This is a genomic window from Pseudomonas sp. (assembly GCF_035497915.1).
Classification (GTDB): domain Bacteria; phylum Pseudomonadota; class Gammaproteobacteria; order Pseudomonadales; family Pseudomonadaceae; genus Serpens.
Window position 1 is genome coordinate 1 of sequence record NZ_DATJCS010000037.1, and the last position, 14,308, is coordinate 14,308.

The window sequence follows — 14,308 nt, forward strand, 5'->3', positions numbered from 1 at the left end:
GGTCCCGCCGAGCCGTCGAGGGATCAGCTTAGCCGGGCTATCAGGGTTTGCCGGGTTCTGGCTGTGTCAGCGATCGGTGAACGCCTGCCAGAATGCGCGGAGAGTTTGACGACTTGATGACTGTTTTCCGGCGTCTCGTCAGGGCGCGGGAAACAGATTCGGGAAATAACAAAACCCCGCCGTGAGGCGGGGTTTTGCGGGATTTGGTCGGAGCGACTGGATTCGAACCAGCGACCTTCTCGTCCCGAACGAGACGCGCTACCAAGCTGCGCTACGCTCCGTTTGATGGCGCGCATTCTACCGAAAAACTTTTGATGCACAAGGGGTTAGGCGAAATTTTTTTTGCAGGGCGGGTATGCCGGCGTTTTGCCGCCGGTTGCCCGGTGCGACCAGTCGGCTCATTCCAGCAGATCCGGACTATTGACGTTGGCCAGGCGGGGATCGTCCTCGGCACAGTCGAGCGCCACGGCGCCCATGGTGGTGAAGATATGCCGTGGGCTGCGCTGGCCTTCCCGCCAGGCACGCTCCAGGTCGGGTAGCAGGCGGGTCGGCAGCAGGCAGAACAGCGGTTGCCACTGTGCGCCCTGGCGCAGCAGCAGCGGCCGGCTTGGCAGGGCGGCGCGCCGCATGCTCGTCAGCAGGGCACTGTCTACCCTGGGTGCATCGCAGGGGAGCACTAGCAGCCAGGGATGCCGCGCCACCGCCAGGCCGGCGCGAATGCCGGCCAGCGGACCGGGAAAGTCCGGCTCGGCATCCGACACCAGCTGGTCGGCGTAGGAGTGATAGCGCTCGGCGTTGCGATTGCAGGAAATGATCAGGTCGTCGCTCAGCGGCCGGGCGACATCATGCAGCCAGGCGATCAGCGGGCGGCCGCGCCAGTCCACCAGCCCCTTGTCGCGGCCGCCCATGCGCTGACCGCGTCCACCGGCCAGCAGCAGCACCGAGCAGGGCTCAAGCGAGGAACATGTAGGCACGGCGGGGCTCCTGGGACGGGCGACGGAAGGCCTGTGATATAACACCGGCATTGCGAACCCTCAACAGGAACCCCCATGTCCCACAAGGCTGCCGTTCCCTTCACGCCGCTGAACATCGCCGTTCTGACCGTCAGCGACACCCGCACCCTGCAGACCGATACCTCCGGGCAGCTGCTGGTCGAGCGCCTGACCGAAGCCGGTCACCATCTTGCCCACCGGGTGCTGCTCAAGGACGACCTCTACCATATCCGCGCGCAGGTGGCCGCCTGGATCGCCGATGAAGCGGTACAGGTGGTGCTGATCACCGGCGGCACTGGCTTCACCGCGCGTGACAGCACGCCGGAAGCCGTCACCTGCCTGCTGGACAAGCAGGTCGATGGCTTCGGTGAACTGTTCCGGCAGATCTCCTACACGGATATCGGCACCTCCACTCTCCAGTCGCGCGCCCTGGCCGGCCTGGCCAACGGCACCCTGGTGTGCTGCCTGCCGGGCTCCACCAACGCCTGTCGCACCGCCTGGGACGGCATCCTCGCCCAGCAGCTGGATGCCAGCCACCGCCCCTGTAACTTCGTGCCGCACCTGCGCATGGCGGCGGCCTGCGAGAGCCGCGCATGAGCCTGATCAGCGTCGAGGACGCCCTGCAGCGCCTGCTGGCCTGGGCCGAGCAGACGCCGATCGATGACCCCGAAGCCGTGCCGCTGGCGCAGGCCGACGGCCGCGTGCTGGCGGCGCCGCTGCTGGCCGGGCTGGACCTGCCGCCCTGGGACAACAGCGCCATGGACGGCTACGCCCTGCGCCTGGCCGACGGGCAGGGCGAGCCGCTGTCGGTCAGTCAGCGCATTCTCGCCGGCGGCGCGCCGCAGCCGCTGCAACCGGGCACCTGCGCGCGCATCTTCACCGGCGCGCCGCTGCCGCCCGGGGCCGACTGCGTGGAGATGCAGGAAAACACCGAGGTGCTGGCGGACGGCCGCGTACGCTTCCTCGAAGCGCTGCGCCCGGGGCGCAACATCCGGCTGCGTGGCCAGGAAGCGCGCAATGGCGAGACGGTGCTGGCCACCGGCACGCGGCTCGGCCCGATCGAACTGGCGCTGGCCGCCAGCCTGGGCGGCGACACCCTGACCGTGCGGCGCCGTCCCACGGTGGCGCTGCTGTCCACCGGCGATGAACTGGTCGAGCCCGGCCAGCCGCTGGGGCCGGGGCAGATCTACAACAGCAACCGTCGCCTGCTGGCCGCCTGGCTGACGCGGCTGGGCTGCGAGGTGCGCGACGCCGGCATTCTGGCGGACGACCTGCAGGCCACGCGCAAGGCGCTGGCCGGGCTGAGTGACGTCGACCTGATCCTGTCGACCGGTGGCGTATCGGTCGGCGAGGCGGACTTTCTCGGCCAGGTGCTGCGCGAAGCCGGCGAGCTGGCGCTGTGGAAGCTGGCCATCAAGCCCGGCAAGCCGCTGACCTGCGGGCACTACCAGGGTGTGCCGGTGCTCGGCCTGCCGGGTAATCCGGCTTCCACGCTGGTGACCTTCGGTCTGCTGGCGCGCCCCTATCTGCTGCGCCGCCTGGGTGTCGAGTCCGTCGAGCCGCTGGGTATCGACGTGCCGGCCGGCTTCGCCTGGGAACGCGCCGGCAACCGCCGCGAGTACCTGCGCGCCCGTCTGGAGCAGGGGCGTGCCGTGCCGCACGCGAACCAGAGCTCCGGCGTGCTGCGCAGCGCCGCCTGGGCCGATGGGCTGGTCGAGGTGCGCGAAGAGCACACCTTCGCCGAGGGCGCGCCGGTGCGCTTCATTCCGTTCAGCGAGCTGCTGGGCTAGCGCGGGATGCCGCGCGGCCCCGGTTTTTTGTAGGAGCGGCTTTAGCCGCGATGCTTTCCGTGCAGGTTCAGCCTGGGTGGCCGTCCCTAGTCGGGCACCCCTGGCCGGGCGCCCCAAAAGCTCGCGACTGAAGTCGCTCCTACAGTCGCTCCTACAGATCCGTGCCGCCCGAACCATCCTCCTGTGAGCGCTTTCCAATGCTTCACCAGCAAGGAACGAGGAGGCGTGCATGGAGCGGCGGGCGTGGCTGATTCTGCACGGCAAGCAGGCGCAGAACGAGGCGGTGCGCGAGGCGGTCCAGGCGCGCCGTGACGACGGCTGGGACTTGGCGGTGCGCCTGACCTGGGAGGCCGGCGACGCGCGGCGCCTGGTGGAGGAGGGCCTGCGGGCCGGCTACTCGCGGCTGATCGCCGGCGGCGGCGACGGCACCCTCAACGAGGTGGCTACGGCATTGATCGACTTGCAGGGCGCTGCCAGCCTGGCCCTGCTGCCGCTGGGTTCGGCCAACGATTTCGCGCGGGCCGCGCAGATTCCCCTGGAGCCTGCGGCAGCCCTGGATTTGCTGGCCGTTGAAGCCACTCCAGTCGACCTCGGCATGGCCAACGAACGCCTGTTCGTCAACATGGCCACCGGCGGCTTTGGTTCGCTGGTCACCGCCAACACCTCGGAAGAGCTGAAGAAAGTCCTCGGTGGTGGTGCCTATCTGCTCACCGGCATCACCCGCTTCGCCGAGGTGCGCAGCGCCTTTGGTCGCTTCCATGGCCCCGATTTCGACTGGCAGGGTGACTTCCTGGCCCTGGGCATCGGCAACGGACGCCAGGCGGGCGGCGGCCACGCGCTCTGCCCGAACGCCACCATTACCGATGGACTGCTCGACCTGTGCCTGATCCCCGCGCCGCAGGACGTCGGCGAAACCCTGCGCGTGCTGCTCGGCGGCGGCATGCTCGGGCTGGATGCGGTGGCCATCACCGCGCGCCTGCCGTGGCTGGAGGTCGAGGCGCCGGCGGGGCTGGACCTGAACCTCGATGGCGAGCCCCTGCACAGTGCCCGGGTGCGCTTCGCGGTGCGTCGCCAGGCCCTGCGCCTGCACCTGCCGGCGGATTCGCCGTTGCTGACCGGTGCTGTGGCGGATTGACGCAGTTGGTCGGTCTAGGGTCTGCCGTCCAGCGGGTGATGCCGGTTTGATATTAAACTCGCCGGCGTCGCGGCCGATAACTCTTGAAACGTTGCGCCGCAACTCACTTCGACGTCAGGTAAGCACATGGCGAGTATTCTCGACTCGGTCGATCAGCGCACCCAGCTGGTGGGTGAAAATCGCCTGGAAATTCTGCTGTTCCGCCTCGCCGGGCGGCAGCTCTTCGCGATCAACGTCTTCAAGGTGCAGGAGGTCCTGCACCTGCCGCGCCTCAACCGCATGCCGCACCGTCACCCCTGCGTGTGCGGGGTGATCAACCTGCGCGGCCAGACCCTGCCGGTGATCGACCTGTCCAAGGCCATCGGCATGCGCCCGCTGCAGCCGGAGGCCAACACCATCATCGTCGCCGAGTACAACCGCTCGGTGCAGGCCTTCCTGGTGAACAGCGTCGAGCGCATCTACAACCTCAACTGGGAAGAGGTGCAGCCGCCGCCCGGTGGCAGTGGCCGCTCCCATTACCTGACCTCCATCACCCGCGTGGATGACCAACTGGTGGAAGTCATCGACGTGGAGAAGGTGCTGGCCGAGATCGTGCCCTACAACGCGCGCGTCTCCAGCGAGCGCCTGGCCGATCCGGTCCTCGCCGGCGCCGCCGGCCGCGAGGTGCTGCTGGTCGACGACTCCAGCGTGGCGCTCGCCCAGCTCACCGAAACCCTCAGCCAGCTGAACCTGAAGATCCACACCGCCAGCAACGGCCTGATGGGCCTGCGCAAGCTGCGCCAGTGGGCCGATGAGGGTCACGACCTCAACGAGAAGCTGCTGATGGTGTTCACCGACGCGGAAATGCCGGAAATGGACGGTTACCGGCTGACCGCCGAGATCCGCAACGATCCGCGCATGAAGGACCTGTACGTGGTGCTGCACACCTCCCTGTCGGGCTCGTTCAACGAGGCGATGGTCAAGAAGGTCGGCTGCGACAACTTCCTCTCCAAGTTCCAGCCGGAACGCCTGATCGACGTGATCCGCGACCGCCTGCAGCGCGACGCCTGATCGCGGGGGTACGCGACGCAGGGCGCTGCGGCTATGCTGGCGCCCTTCCGTCCGTCCCCTATCGAGGTCGCCATGCAGCTCGCCGCGCTCTACCGCTATCCGCTCAAATCCGCCATCGGCGAACCCCTCGAACGCGCCTGGGTGGACGGCCTGGGCGTCCGCGGCGACCGTCGCTGGATGCTGGTGGAGGCCGACAGCGGCCGATTCCTCACCCAGCGGGTGCTGCCGCAGATGACCCAGTTGCTGGCGCGCTGGCAGGATGAGCAGGGGTTGCGCCTGCGCGCGCCGGGCATGCCGGACCTCGACGTGCCGGTACCGCCGGCCGGGGCGGCACTGCGTCAGGTGAGCATCTGGAAGGACCAACCGTCTGCCGCCGATGCCGGCGACCCCGCCGCCGAGTGGCTCGGCCAATGGCTGGGGCGTGCCTGCCGGCTGGTCTATCTGCCGCCGGAGCGGGCCCGCCAGGTGGATCTGAACTACGCCGAAGCGGGCCAGCGTGTGGCCCTGGCCGATGGCTTTCCACTGCTGCTGATCGGACAGGGCTCGCTGGATGACCTGTCGGCGCGCGTGGGCCGGCCGCTGGAGATGCGCCGCTTCCGTCCCAATCTGGTGATTTCCGGCAGCGATCCCTACGCCGAGGACGGCTGGCGGCGCCTGCGCATCGGCGAACTGATCCTGCGCCCGGTGAAACCCTGCACCCGCTGCATCATCACCACCCTCGACCCGGACAGCGGCGAGCGCAGCGCCGACCAGGAACCGCTGGCCACCCTGGCGCGCTACCGCAAGAGCGACAAGGGCGTGATGTTCGGCCAGAACCTGCTGGTCGAAGGTCAGGGCTGGCTGGAAGTGGGCATGCCGGTCGAGCTGCTGGAGTGATCCGTAGGGTGGGTCGCGCTCCAGCGATCCACCAAACGCGCCGCAGGCGCGCCGATGCCGGCGCGATGGTGGACAAGAAAGACGTTGTCCACCCTACAGGTGGATCCGCCAACCGCGCGCCTTCGTAGGGTGGATCGCGCTTCACCGATCCACCAGAGGCGCAGCTCAATACAGCCATTCCCGCAGCGCATCCAGGTTGGCCACCACGATCTGCTGGGCCTCCGCCTTGGTGTGCACCTTGGTCGGGTCGATGTGGTAGCGCTGCAGCACGTACTGCACCAGTGCGCCCCGCGTGTCGATCACCAGCCGGCCGCCGCGCATGCCGAAATCGTGCTCGATGATCGCCCGCTGCTCGGGCTTCAGGCGTGAGTCCGGCTCGATGATCACCTGCACCTCGGCATTCCAGCCGGTGTCGCCGTCGCGGCCGTGCTCGGAGCGCAGGTCGAGCAGCTCCGGCGTGCCGCGCAGGCGGCTGAGCACGAAGTCCCGGTAGTCGCGGTTGCGCTCGCAGTACGCGCGCACATGCCAGCGCATGCCGGTGTAGACCAGGGTGTGCGGCGCGATCAGGCGCGTCTCGCCATCCGGCGTGGCGAACGACACATAGCCACACTCCAGGCGCAGCCCCTCGCGACAGGCGCGCAGCAGCGGGCGCAGCACCTCGGGGGTCACCGAGCGATCCGGCACCCGCAGCACCTCGGTGTGCGCATAGGCCAGCGCCAGGCCTTCGATGTGCGGCGCGCGTTCGTGGTTCTGGTTGAGCAGGTGCAGGTAGGCGCTGGCGCTGTCGTCGATGAACAGCGGCGCGAAGTCGCGGGTCGGCACATAGCCCTTCAGGTGCCGGTCATATGTCAGGTTATGCGGCGCATGGTCGGCGATGTAGGTGTTGATGTCCCGGGAGGCTTGCTGACGGCTGATGCCGAAGCTCTGCATCAGGTGGTTGGTGGTCAGCCGGCCTTCCCACCAGGCCACCGTTTCGATCAGGCGGTAACGCAGCGCCAGGTCCCAGCGCACGGATTCGATCGACTGTTGACGTTTCATGCTCGCTCCATCTGCCTGAAAACTTTACCTGTACAGGTAAACACTCTGGATATGTCGGGTAACGCTACATATCGTTTCGCCACTATTCAAGCGGACCGGCTGTGATAAGGAGAGTGCAGATGACCCATCAGGTTGCCGATACCGTGCTGTTCGACGGCACGACCTACCTCAACTGGGATACCCCCCTGGATGGCTATTTCATCGAACGCGGGCTGATGACCCGCATCGTCGAGGAGGGTGCGCGCCATCCGGCTTGCCGGCGCGGCTATGTGGCGCGCTGGGTGGTGGTCGACGGCCTGCTGCGCCTGGCCGAGCTGGAGCGCCACCAGCAGCCGGGTAGCCTGTTCCGCCGCGTGTTCGGCAAGGCCACCGGCCGCCCGCTGGCGGCGCTCTGGTTCAGCGGCACGCTGCGCCTGTTCGAGGCCGACAGGCCCCAGCCGGGGCGCTGGCTGGAACTGGACGTCAGCGCGGGGCGGGTGTGCGCGGTGCGGCGGATGCTGCGGGCGGGGTGGGAGACGGCATAATCCACTGCATCTCGATCCTCCGAAAAGGCACTCGCTCGCCATGCCCGCCCTCGACCACCTGCTGATCGACCGCTTCCTCCAGGCCCTGTGGTTGGAGAAGGGCCTGTCGGCCAACACCCGCTCCTCCTACCGCAGCGACCTGACGCACTTCCACGGCTGGCTGGACGAGCGGGGCATCGCGCTGGTCGGGGTATCCCGCGAGGCGCTGGGCGACCACCTGGCCTGGCGGCTCGATCAGGGCTACAACGCGCGTTCCACCGCGCGGCTGCTGTCCGGCCTGCGCGGCTTCTATCGCTTTCTGCTGCGCGAGGGGGTAATCGGCGAAGACCCGACCCTGCTGGTCGAGCAGCCGCGTCTCGGGCGTTCGCTGCCGCAAAGCTTGAGCGAAGCGGATGTGGAGGCGCTGCTCGCCGCGCCCGATCTGGACGAGCCGCTGGGGCTGCGCGACCGCGCCATGCTGGAGGTGCTGTATGCCTGCGGGCTGCGGGTCACCGAGCTGGTGTCGCTGACCCTGGAGCAACTCAACCTGCGCCAGGGCGTGGTGCGGGTGTTCGGCAAGGGCAGCAAGGAGCGCCTGGTGCCGCTGGGCGAGGAGGCCGTGCACTGGCTGGAGCGCTACCTGCGCGAAGGGCGCGCGGCGCTGCTGGCCGGGCGACCGAGCGATGTGCTGTTTCCCAGCCGCCTGGGCGAGCAGATGACCCGGCAGACCTTCTGGCACCGCATCAAGCGGCACGCGCGGGTAGCGGGGATCGACAAGCACTTGTCGCCGCATACCCTGCGGCACGCGTTCGCCACCCATCTGCTCAACCATGGCGCGGACCTGCGTTCGGTGCAGATGCTGCTCGGCCACAGCGATCTGTCGACGACGCAAATCTACACCCATGTGGCCCGCGCCCGGCTGCAGGAGCTGCATGCCCGCCACCATCCTCGCGGGTAGAGAGCTGTGATAGGCTCTGGCGCCTCGCAATCCCTTCCCCACGGAGTACCCATGCGCTTTTCCTCGCTCTTCGCCGCCCTGGCCCTGGCTGTTGCCGCTCCCCTGGCGCAGGCCGCCGACGCCGAGCAGGCGATTCGCAAGACGTTGAACACCCTGCAGCCGGACCTCAAGGTCGAATCCGTCAGCGCAAGCCCGCTCAAGGGCCTGCATCAGGTTCAGCTGGAGGGCGGCCGGGTGCTCTACATGAGCGAGGATGGCCAGTACCTGATGCAGGGCTACCTGTACCAGATGCGCGACGGGCAGATGGTGAACCTCACCGAGCAGGCCGAGAGCGTGGCCGTGGCCCGCCAGCTCAACGCGCTGCCGCGCAACGAGATGGTGATCTTCGCGCCGAAGAATCCGAAGACCCACATCACCGTGTTCACCGACACCGATTGCGGCTACTGCCAGCTGCTGCACAAGGAAGTCGCCGAGCTGAACCGCCAGGGCGTGGAAGTGCGTTACCTGGCCTACCCGCGTGCCGGCGTGGGTTCTCCGACCTACGAGACGCTGGTCAGCGTCTGGTGCGCCAAGAATCCGCAGGAAGCCATGAACCAGGCCAAGGCGCGCAAGAAGGTGGCGGCGGCCACCTGCGAGAACCCGGTGGCGGAGCAGTTCAAGCTGGGGCAGAGCATCGGCGTACAGGGCACTCCGGCGATCTTCCTGGCCAACGGCCAACTGATTCCCGGCTACCAGCCGGCCGACAAGCTGGCGCCGACCGCGCTGCAGGCCCGCTGAGGCGCACGAGTCGTGCAGGAGCGACCGTAGGAGCGGCTTTAGCCGCGATGCTTTTCGTATAGGCCCCACCCAGAAGCTCGCGGCTGAAGCCGCTCCTACAAAAGATGATTGGCGTGAACCGCCAACGCCGCATGCCCTCCAATACCGGTAGGTAGAGGAGGCATGCGATGCGACTGCAAGGTTCCTGTCATTGCGGCGCAGTGCGTTTCAGCGTTGAAGCGCATCAGCCGTATCCGTTCATGCGCTGCTATTGCTCGATCTGCCGCAAGACGGCGGGCGGTGGTGGTTACGCCATCAATCTGGGCGCGGATTACGCCAGCCTCACCGTCGAGGGCGAGGAGCACCTTGCCATCTACCGTGCCCGGCTGGAGAACGGCGAGGCGAGCACCGGCCAGCGGCATTTCTGCCGGCACTGCGGCAGTGCGCTCTGGCTATACGACCCCTCCTGGCCCGAGCTGGTCCACCCGCACGCCTCGGCCATCGACTCGCCGCTACCCGTGCCGCCCGAGCATGTGCACATGATGCTCGGCTCCCGCGCGTCCTGGGTGGAGGTCGCACGCAAGCCGAATGATCGCTGCTTCGACGACTATCCGGATGAATCCCTGGCCGACTGGCATCAGCGCCACGGGCTGACCGACTGACGCTTCCAACCGCAGGGCCAATTGACTTGACCCCCTGGCCTTCGTAATGTGCGGCTCTTTTCCGCGCCTTGCGGGCGCGCCACGCCGCACACATGGGGAGTCAAGCGTGAAATCGGTGAAAGTAGGCATCTGTGGGTTGGGCACCGTCGGTGGCGGTACCTTCAATGTACTCAAACGCAACGCAGAGGAGATCGCCCGGCGCGCCGGGTGCACCATTGAGGTTGCGCAGATTGCCGCCCGTGACACCAACCCGAAGTGCGACACCACCGGTACCCCCATTACCGCCGACGTCTTCGAACTGGTGACCAACCCCGAGATCGACGTGGTCGTCGAGCTGATCGGCGGCTACACCATCGCCAAGGAACTGGTGCTCAAGGCCATTGAGCACGGCAAGCACGTGGTCACCGCCAACAAGGCGCTGATCGCCGTGCACGGCAACGAGATCTTCGCCCGCGCCCGCGAGAAGGGCGTGATCGTCGCCTACGAAGCCGCCGTGGCCGGTGGCATCCCGGTGATCAAGGCGATCCGCGAGGGCCTGTCCGCCAACCGCATCAACTGGCTGGCCGGCATCATCAACGGCACCGGCAACTTCATCCTCACCGAAATGCGCGAGAAGGGCCGTGCCTTCGAGGACGTGCTCAAGGAAGCCCAGGCGCTGGGCTACGCCGAAGCCGATCCGACCTTCGACGTGGAAGGCATCGACGCCGCCCACAAGCTGACCATCCTGGCGTCCATCGCCTTCGGCATCCCGCTGCAGTTCGACAAGGCCTACACCGAAGGCATCACCAAGCTGACCACCGCCGACGTGAACTACGCCGAGGCGCTGGGCTACCGCATCAAGCACCTGGGCGTGGCCCGCCGCACCGACGCCGGTGTCGAGCTGCGCGTGCACCCGACGCTGATCCCGGCCGACCGCCTGATCGCCAACGTCAACGGCGTGATGAACGCGGTGATGGTCAACGGTGACGCCGTGGGCAGCACGCTGTACTACGGCGCCGGCGCCGGCATGGAGCCGACCGCCTCCGCCGTGGTGGCCGATCTGGTCGACGTGGCGCGCGCACTGTCCTGCGCGCCGCAAGGCCGTGTGCCGGCCCTGGGCTTCCAGCCCGACGCGCTGTCCCAGCTGCCGATCCTGCCGATCCGCGAGTGCGAAAGCGCCTACTACCTGCGCATCCACGCCCAGGACCGTCCGGGCGTGCTGGCCAAGGTCGCCACCATCCTCTCCGAGCGCGGCATCAACATCGAGTCGATCATGCAGAAGGAAGCCGAGGAGCAGGACGGCCTGGTGCCGATGATCCTCGTCACCCACCGCGTGGTGGAGCGCAACATCGACGACGCCATCGCCGCCCTGGAAGCCCTCGAGGACATCAGCGGCAACGTCGTACGTATCCGCGTAGAACAGCTCAACTAATGATCAGGGCCCGGGGCATCGGCGCCGGGCCCGCACCGAAGGTTTGATGACATGCGCTATATCAGTACCCGTGGCCAGGCGCCGGCCCTGAATTTCGAAGACGTGCTGCTCGCCGGCCTGGCCAGCGACGGTGGTCTGTACGTACCGGAAAACCTGCCGCGTTTCACCGTCGAGGAGATCGCCTCCTGGGCCGGTCTGCCGTACCACGAGCTGGCCTTCCGGGTGATGCGCCCGTTCGTGGCCGGCAGCATCCCGGATGCCGACTTCAAGAAGATCCTCGAAGACACCTACGCGGTGTTCGCCCACCGCGCCGTGGCGCCGCTGCGCCAGCTGGACGGCAACGAGTGGGTGCTGGAGCTGTTCCACGGCCCGACCCTGGCCTTCAAGGACTTCGCCCTGCAGCTGCTGGGCCGCCTGCTCGACTACGTGCTGGCCAAGCGCAACGAGCGCGTGGTGATCATCGGCGCCACCTCCGGCGACACCGGCTCGGCAGCCATCGAAGGCTGCAAGGCCTGCGAGAACGTCGACATCTTCATCCTGCACCCGCACAACCGTGTGTCCGAAGTGCAGCGTCGCCAGATGACCACCATCCAGGGCGACAACATCCACAACATCGCCATCGACGGCAACTTCGACGACTGCCAGGAGATGGTCAAGGCCAGCTTCGCCGACCAGGGTTTCCTCAAGGGCACCCGTCTGGTGGCGGTCAACTCGATCAACTGGGCGCGGATCATGGCCCAGATCGTCTACTACTTCCACGCCGCCATCCAGCTGGGCGCGCCGGCCCGTTCGGTGGCCTTCTCGGTACCGACCGGCAACTTCGGCGACATCTTCGCCGGCTACCTGGCGCGCAACATGGGCCTGCCGATCAACCAGCTGATCGTGGCCACCAACCGCAACGACATCCTGCACCGCTTCATGAGCGGCAATCAGTACGTCAAGGACACCCTGCACCCGACCCTGTCGCCGTCGATGGACATCATGGTGTCCTCGAACTTCGAGCGCCTGCTGTTCGATCTGCACGGTCGCAACGGCGCCGCCATCGCCGGGCTGATGGACACCTTCAAGCAGGGTGGCGGTTTCAGCGTCGAGGCCGATCGCTGGAGCGAAGCCCGCAAGCTGTTCGACTCGCTGGCCGTCAATGACGAAGAGACCTGCGAGACCATCGCTCAGGTTTACCAGCAGTGCAGCGAGCTGCTCGACCCGCACACCGCCATCGGCGTGCGCGCCGCCCGCGAATGCCGCCGCAGCCTGGCCACGCCGATGGTCACGCTGGGCACCGCCCACCCGGTCAAGTTCCCGGACGCGGTGGTCAAGGCCGGCGTCGGCCAGGCTCCGGCCCTGCCGGCGCACCTGACCGACCTGTTCGAGCGCGAGGAGCGCCTGAACGTGCTGCCCAACGACCTCAAGGCCGTGCAGCAGTTCGTCAGCCAGCACGGCAACCGCGGCAAGCCGCTGTAAGGCGAAAGCCAGCTGGCAGCCTGCGCTGCCACAAACAAAAAGCCCGCACCGTTACCAGTTGCGGGCTTTTTCGTTTAGGCCGTCTGGGTGTTTATCGCGGCTAAGGCCGCTCCTGCAGAAAAACGGGATCGCGCGGAACCTGTAGGAGCGGCTTCAGTCGCGAGCTTTTGGGGTCACCTTCGGCACCCGCTCTACCTGAGCATTTCCTCCAGCAGCCGCTTTTCGGTGCGCAGCTCATCCTGCCGCGCCTCGATCCGCGCGGTCAGCGGGAAATTGCCGATCACCCGGCGCTTGGCGTAGTCCAGCTGGGTCAGCGCTTGTCCGTAGTCGCCCACCAGGGCGAAGAATTCGGCGCGGGCCTGGTGCACGCCGATGATGTTGCCCGCCAGGCCGCGCACTTCCGCGACCTGATACCAGATGTCCGGGTCCTTGGGCCGCTCGCGCAGCAGACGGTCGAGAATGGCCTCGGCTTCCGCCGGGCGTGACTGAGCCAACAGCAGCTCGACCTGCATCTGCAGCAGCGGGTAGTTGCCGGGGTGGGCCTTGAGCAGCCGTTCCAGCCGCTGGCTGGCCTGGCTGTAGCGCTGTGCATCCATGTCCAGCTCGATGCGCGCCAGGTTGTAGACGATGTCGTCCGGGCTCTTGTCCAGCAGCGGCTGCAGAGTGCTGCCGGCTTCCTCCAGCTGACCGGCGCGGCGCAGGCTGATGGCCAGGCCATAGCGGGCGGCGTCGTTCTGCGGGCTTTCCTCCAGTTGCGCACGGAAGCGCTTGGCGGCCAGCCCCGGGGTGCTTTCGAACTGCAGCTGGGTACGGGCGCGCATCAACTGGTAGGCCAGGCTGTCGGTCTTGCCGCCGGCCGGCGTCTGCTCGGCGCGGTTGCGGCTGTCGGCGACGCGCGATTCGGACAGCGGGTGGGTGAGCAGGAACTCCGGCGGCTTGGCGTCGTAGCGGTACTGGCGGGCCAGGCGCTCGAACATGCTGGGCATGCCACGCGGGTCGTAGCCGGCGTTGCGCAGGTTGCTCAGGCCGATGCGGTCGGCTTCCTGCTCGTTCTGCCGTGAGAAGCTGCGCTGGCTCTGGATGGCCGCCGCCTGTCCGGAGGCGATGGCGGCGATGGCGGCATCCCCGGCTCCGGCCGCCGCGGCGACCACGCCGGCGAGCATGGCCGCCATCAGCGGCAGCTGCATGCGCTGCTGCGCTTCCAGGCCGCGTGCGTAATGGCGCTGCGACAGGTGGGCCAGTTCGTGGGCGAGCACCGAGGCGAACTCGGCTTCGGTCTGGGCGTGCAGGAACAGCCCGCCGTTGACGCCGATGATGCCGCCCGGCACGGCGAAGGCGTTGAGCTGCGGGCTGTCGAGGATCACGAACTCCAGGCGCCGGTCCTGCAGCTGGCTGGTCTCGGCCAGACCATAGACGTGGCGCTCGACGAAGTCCTTGAGCAGCGGGTCCGACAGCTGCACGACCTGGCCGCGCAGCATGCTCAGCCAGGCGCGGCCGAGCTGGTACTCCTGTTCGGGCGCGACGATGGCCGAGCTGGCGTCGCCCAGCGAAGGCAGGTCATTGGCGCGCGCCACCGGGCAAAGGGCCAGGCAGACGGCAAGCAGCAGCAGGGAAGGGCGCGGGGCGGTCATGCGGGCACTCGCTCGAATCGAGGGGCTAACTGTAGCCTTGGCCCG

General features: G+C 67.7%; 14 protein-coding genes and 1 tRNA gene. 11 read left to right on the plus strand and 4 right to left on the minus strand.

Translation table 11 applies throughout. The annotated features are described in order from the left end of the window. Positions 1 to 204 precede the first annotated feature (204 nt). Together VL129_RS11215 and mobA are read right to left on the minus strand one after the other, a co-directional pair. Positions 205 to 281 (minus strand) — tRNA-Pro (locus VL129_RS11215). Between the two features lie 117 nt (positions 282 to 398). Then, entirely contained in the window at positions 399 to 974 is a 576-nt protein-coding gene (mobA, locus tag VL129_RS11220) for a molybdenum cofactor guanylyltransferase MobA (protein ID WP_325412910.1), read from the minus strand. Positions 975 to 1,049: 75 nt separating this feature from the next. On the opposite strand from mobA, the gene moaB reads away from it, so the two are divergent. The 5 genes from moaB (at position 1,050) to VL129_RS11245 (ending at position 5,843) form a co-directional block, all read left to right on the plus strand. Further along, on the plus strand, positions 1,050 to 1,589 hold the full coding sequence (gene moaB, locus VL129_RS11225) for a molybdenum cofactor biosynthesis protein B (protein WP_325412911.1): 540 nt from the start codon (positions 1,050 to 1,052) through the stop codon (positions 1,587 to 1,589). Beyond that, positions 1,586 to 2,782, plus strand: a complete 1,197-nt coding sequence (locus VL129_RS11230; RefSeq protein WP_325412912.1) for a molybdopterin molybdotransferase MoeA — start codon at positions 1,586 to 1,588, stop codon at positions 2,780 to 2,782. Before moaB ends, VL129_RS11230 begins: the two co-directional genes overlap by 4 nt. A gap of 229 nt (positions 2,783 to 3,011) precedes the next feature. After that, positions 3,012 to 3,917 carry a lipid kinase YegS gene (yegS, locus tag VL129_RS11235; RefSeq protein ID WP_325412913.1) on the plus strand — a complete coding sequence of 302 codons (906 nt, stop codon included), beginning with the start codon at positions 3,012 to 3,014 and terminating at the stop codon, positions 3,915 to 3,917. Between the two features lie 126 nt (positions 3,918 to 4,043). Then, positions 4,044 to 4,967 (plus strand): chemotaxis protein CheV, encoded by a 924-nt coding sequence (locus tag VL129_RS11240; protein ID WP_325412914.1) that lies wholly within the window; start codon positions 4,044 to 4,046, stop codon positions 4,965 to 4,967. Between the two features lie 72 nt (positions 4,968 to 5,039). After that, complete coding sequence (locus VL129_RS11245) at positions 5,040 to 5,843, plus strand: MOSC domain-containing protein (protein WP_325412915.1); 804 nt, start codon at positions 5,040 to 5,042, stop codon at positions 5,841 to 5,843. A gap of 165 nt (positions 5,844 to 6,008) precedes the next feature. Here VL129_RS11245 and VL129_RS11250 read toward each other — a convergent pair whose 3' ends face one another. Beyond that, a complete protein-coding gene (locus tag VL129_RS11250) occupies positions 6,009 to 6,881 on the minus strand; it encodes a helix-turn-helix transcriptional regulator (RefSeq protein WP_325412916.1) in 873 nt (290 codons plus the stop codon). A gap of 119 nt (positions 6,882 to 7,000) precedes the next feature. Between VL129_RS11250 and VL129_RS11255 the strand changes: the two genes are divergently transcribed. From VL129_RS11255 to thrC, 6 genes are all read left to right on the plus strand, one after another. Further along, positions 7,001 to 7,405: a hypothetical protein gene (locus tag VL129_RS11255; RefSeq protein ID WP_325412917.1), complete on the plus strand. Its 405-nt coding sequence runs from the start codon at positions 7,001 to 7,003 to the stop codon at positions 7,403 to 7,405. A 40-nt stretch (positions 7,406 to 7,445) separates the two neighbouring features. Next, entirely contained in the window at positions 7,446 to 8,342 is an 897-nt protein-coding gene (gene xerD, locus VL129_RS11260; RefSeq protein WP_325412918.1) for a site-specific tyrosine recombinase XerD, read from the plus strand. A 51-nt stretch (positions 8,343 to 8,393) separates the two neighbouring features. After that, a complete protein-coding gene (locus tag VL129_RS11265) occupies positions 8,394 to 9,119 on the plus strand; it encodes a DsbC family protein (protein WP_325412919.1) in 726 nt (241 codons plus the stop codon). A 167-nt stretch (positions 9,120 to 9,286) separates the two neighbouring features. Continuing rightward, entirely contained in the window at positions 9,287 to 9,760 is a 474-nt protein-coding gene (locus VL129_RS11270; protein ID WP_325412920.1) for a GFA family protein, read from the plus strand. Positions 9,761 to 9,866: 106 nt separating this feature from the next. Next, positions 9,867 to 11,171, plus strand: coding sequence for a homoserine dehydrogenase (locus VL129_RS11275; protein WP_325412921.1), 1,305 nt, complete (start codon positions 9,867 to 9,869; stop codon positions 11,169 to 11,171). 51 nt (positions 11,172 to 11,222) lie between these two features. Further along, positions 11,223 to 12,632 carry a threonine synthase gene (thrC, locus tag VL129_RS11280; RefSeq protein ID WP_325412922.1) on the plus strand — a complete coding sequence of 470 codons (1,410 nt, stop codon included), beginning with the start codon at positions 11,223 to 11,225 and terminating at the stop codon, positions 12,630 to 12,632. Positions 12,633 to 12,823: 191 nt separating this feature from the next. Here thrC and VL129_RS11285 read toward each other — a convergent pair whose 3' ends face one another. After that, entirely contained in the window at positions 12,824 to 14,263 is a 1,440-nt protein-coding gene (locus VL129_RS11285; protein WP_325412923.1) for a M48 family metalloprotease, read from the minus strand. Between the last annotated feature and the right edge of the window lie 45 nt (positions 14,264 to 14,308).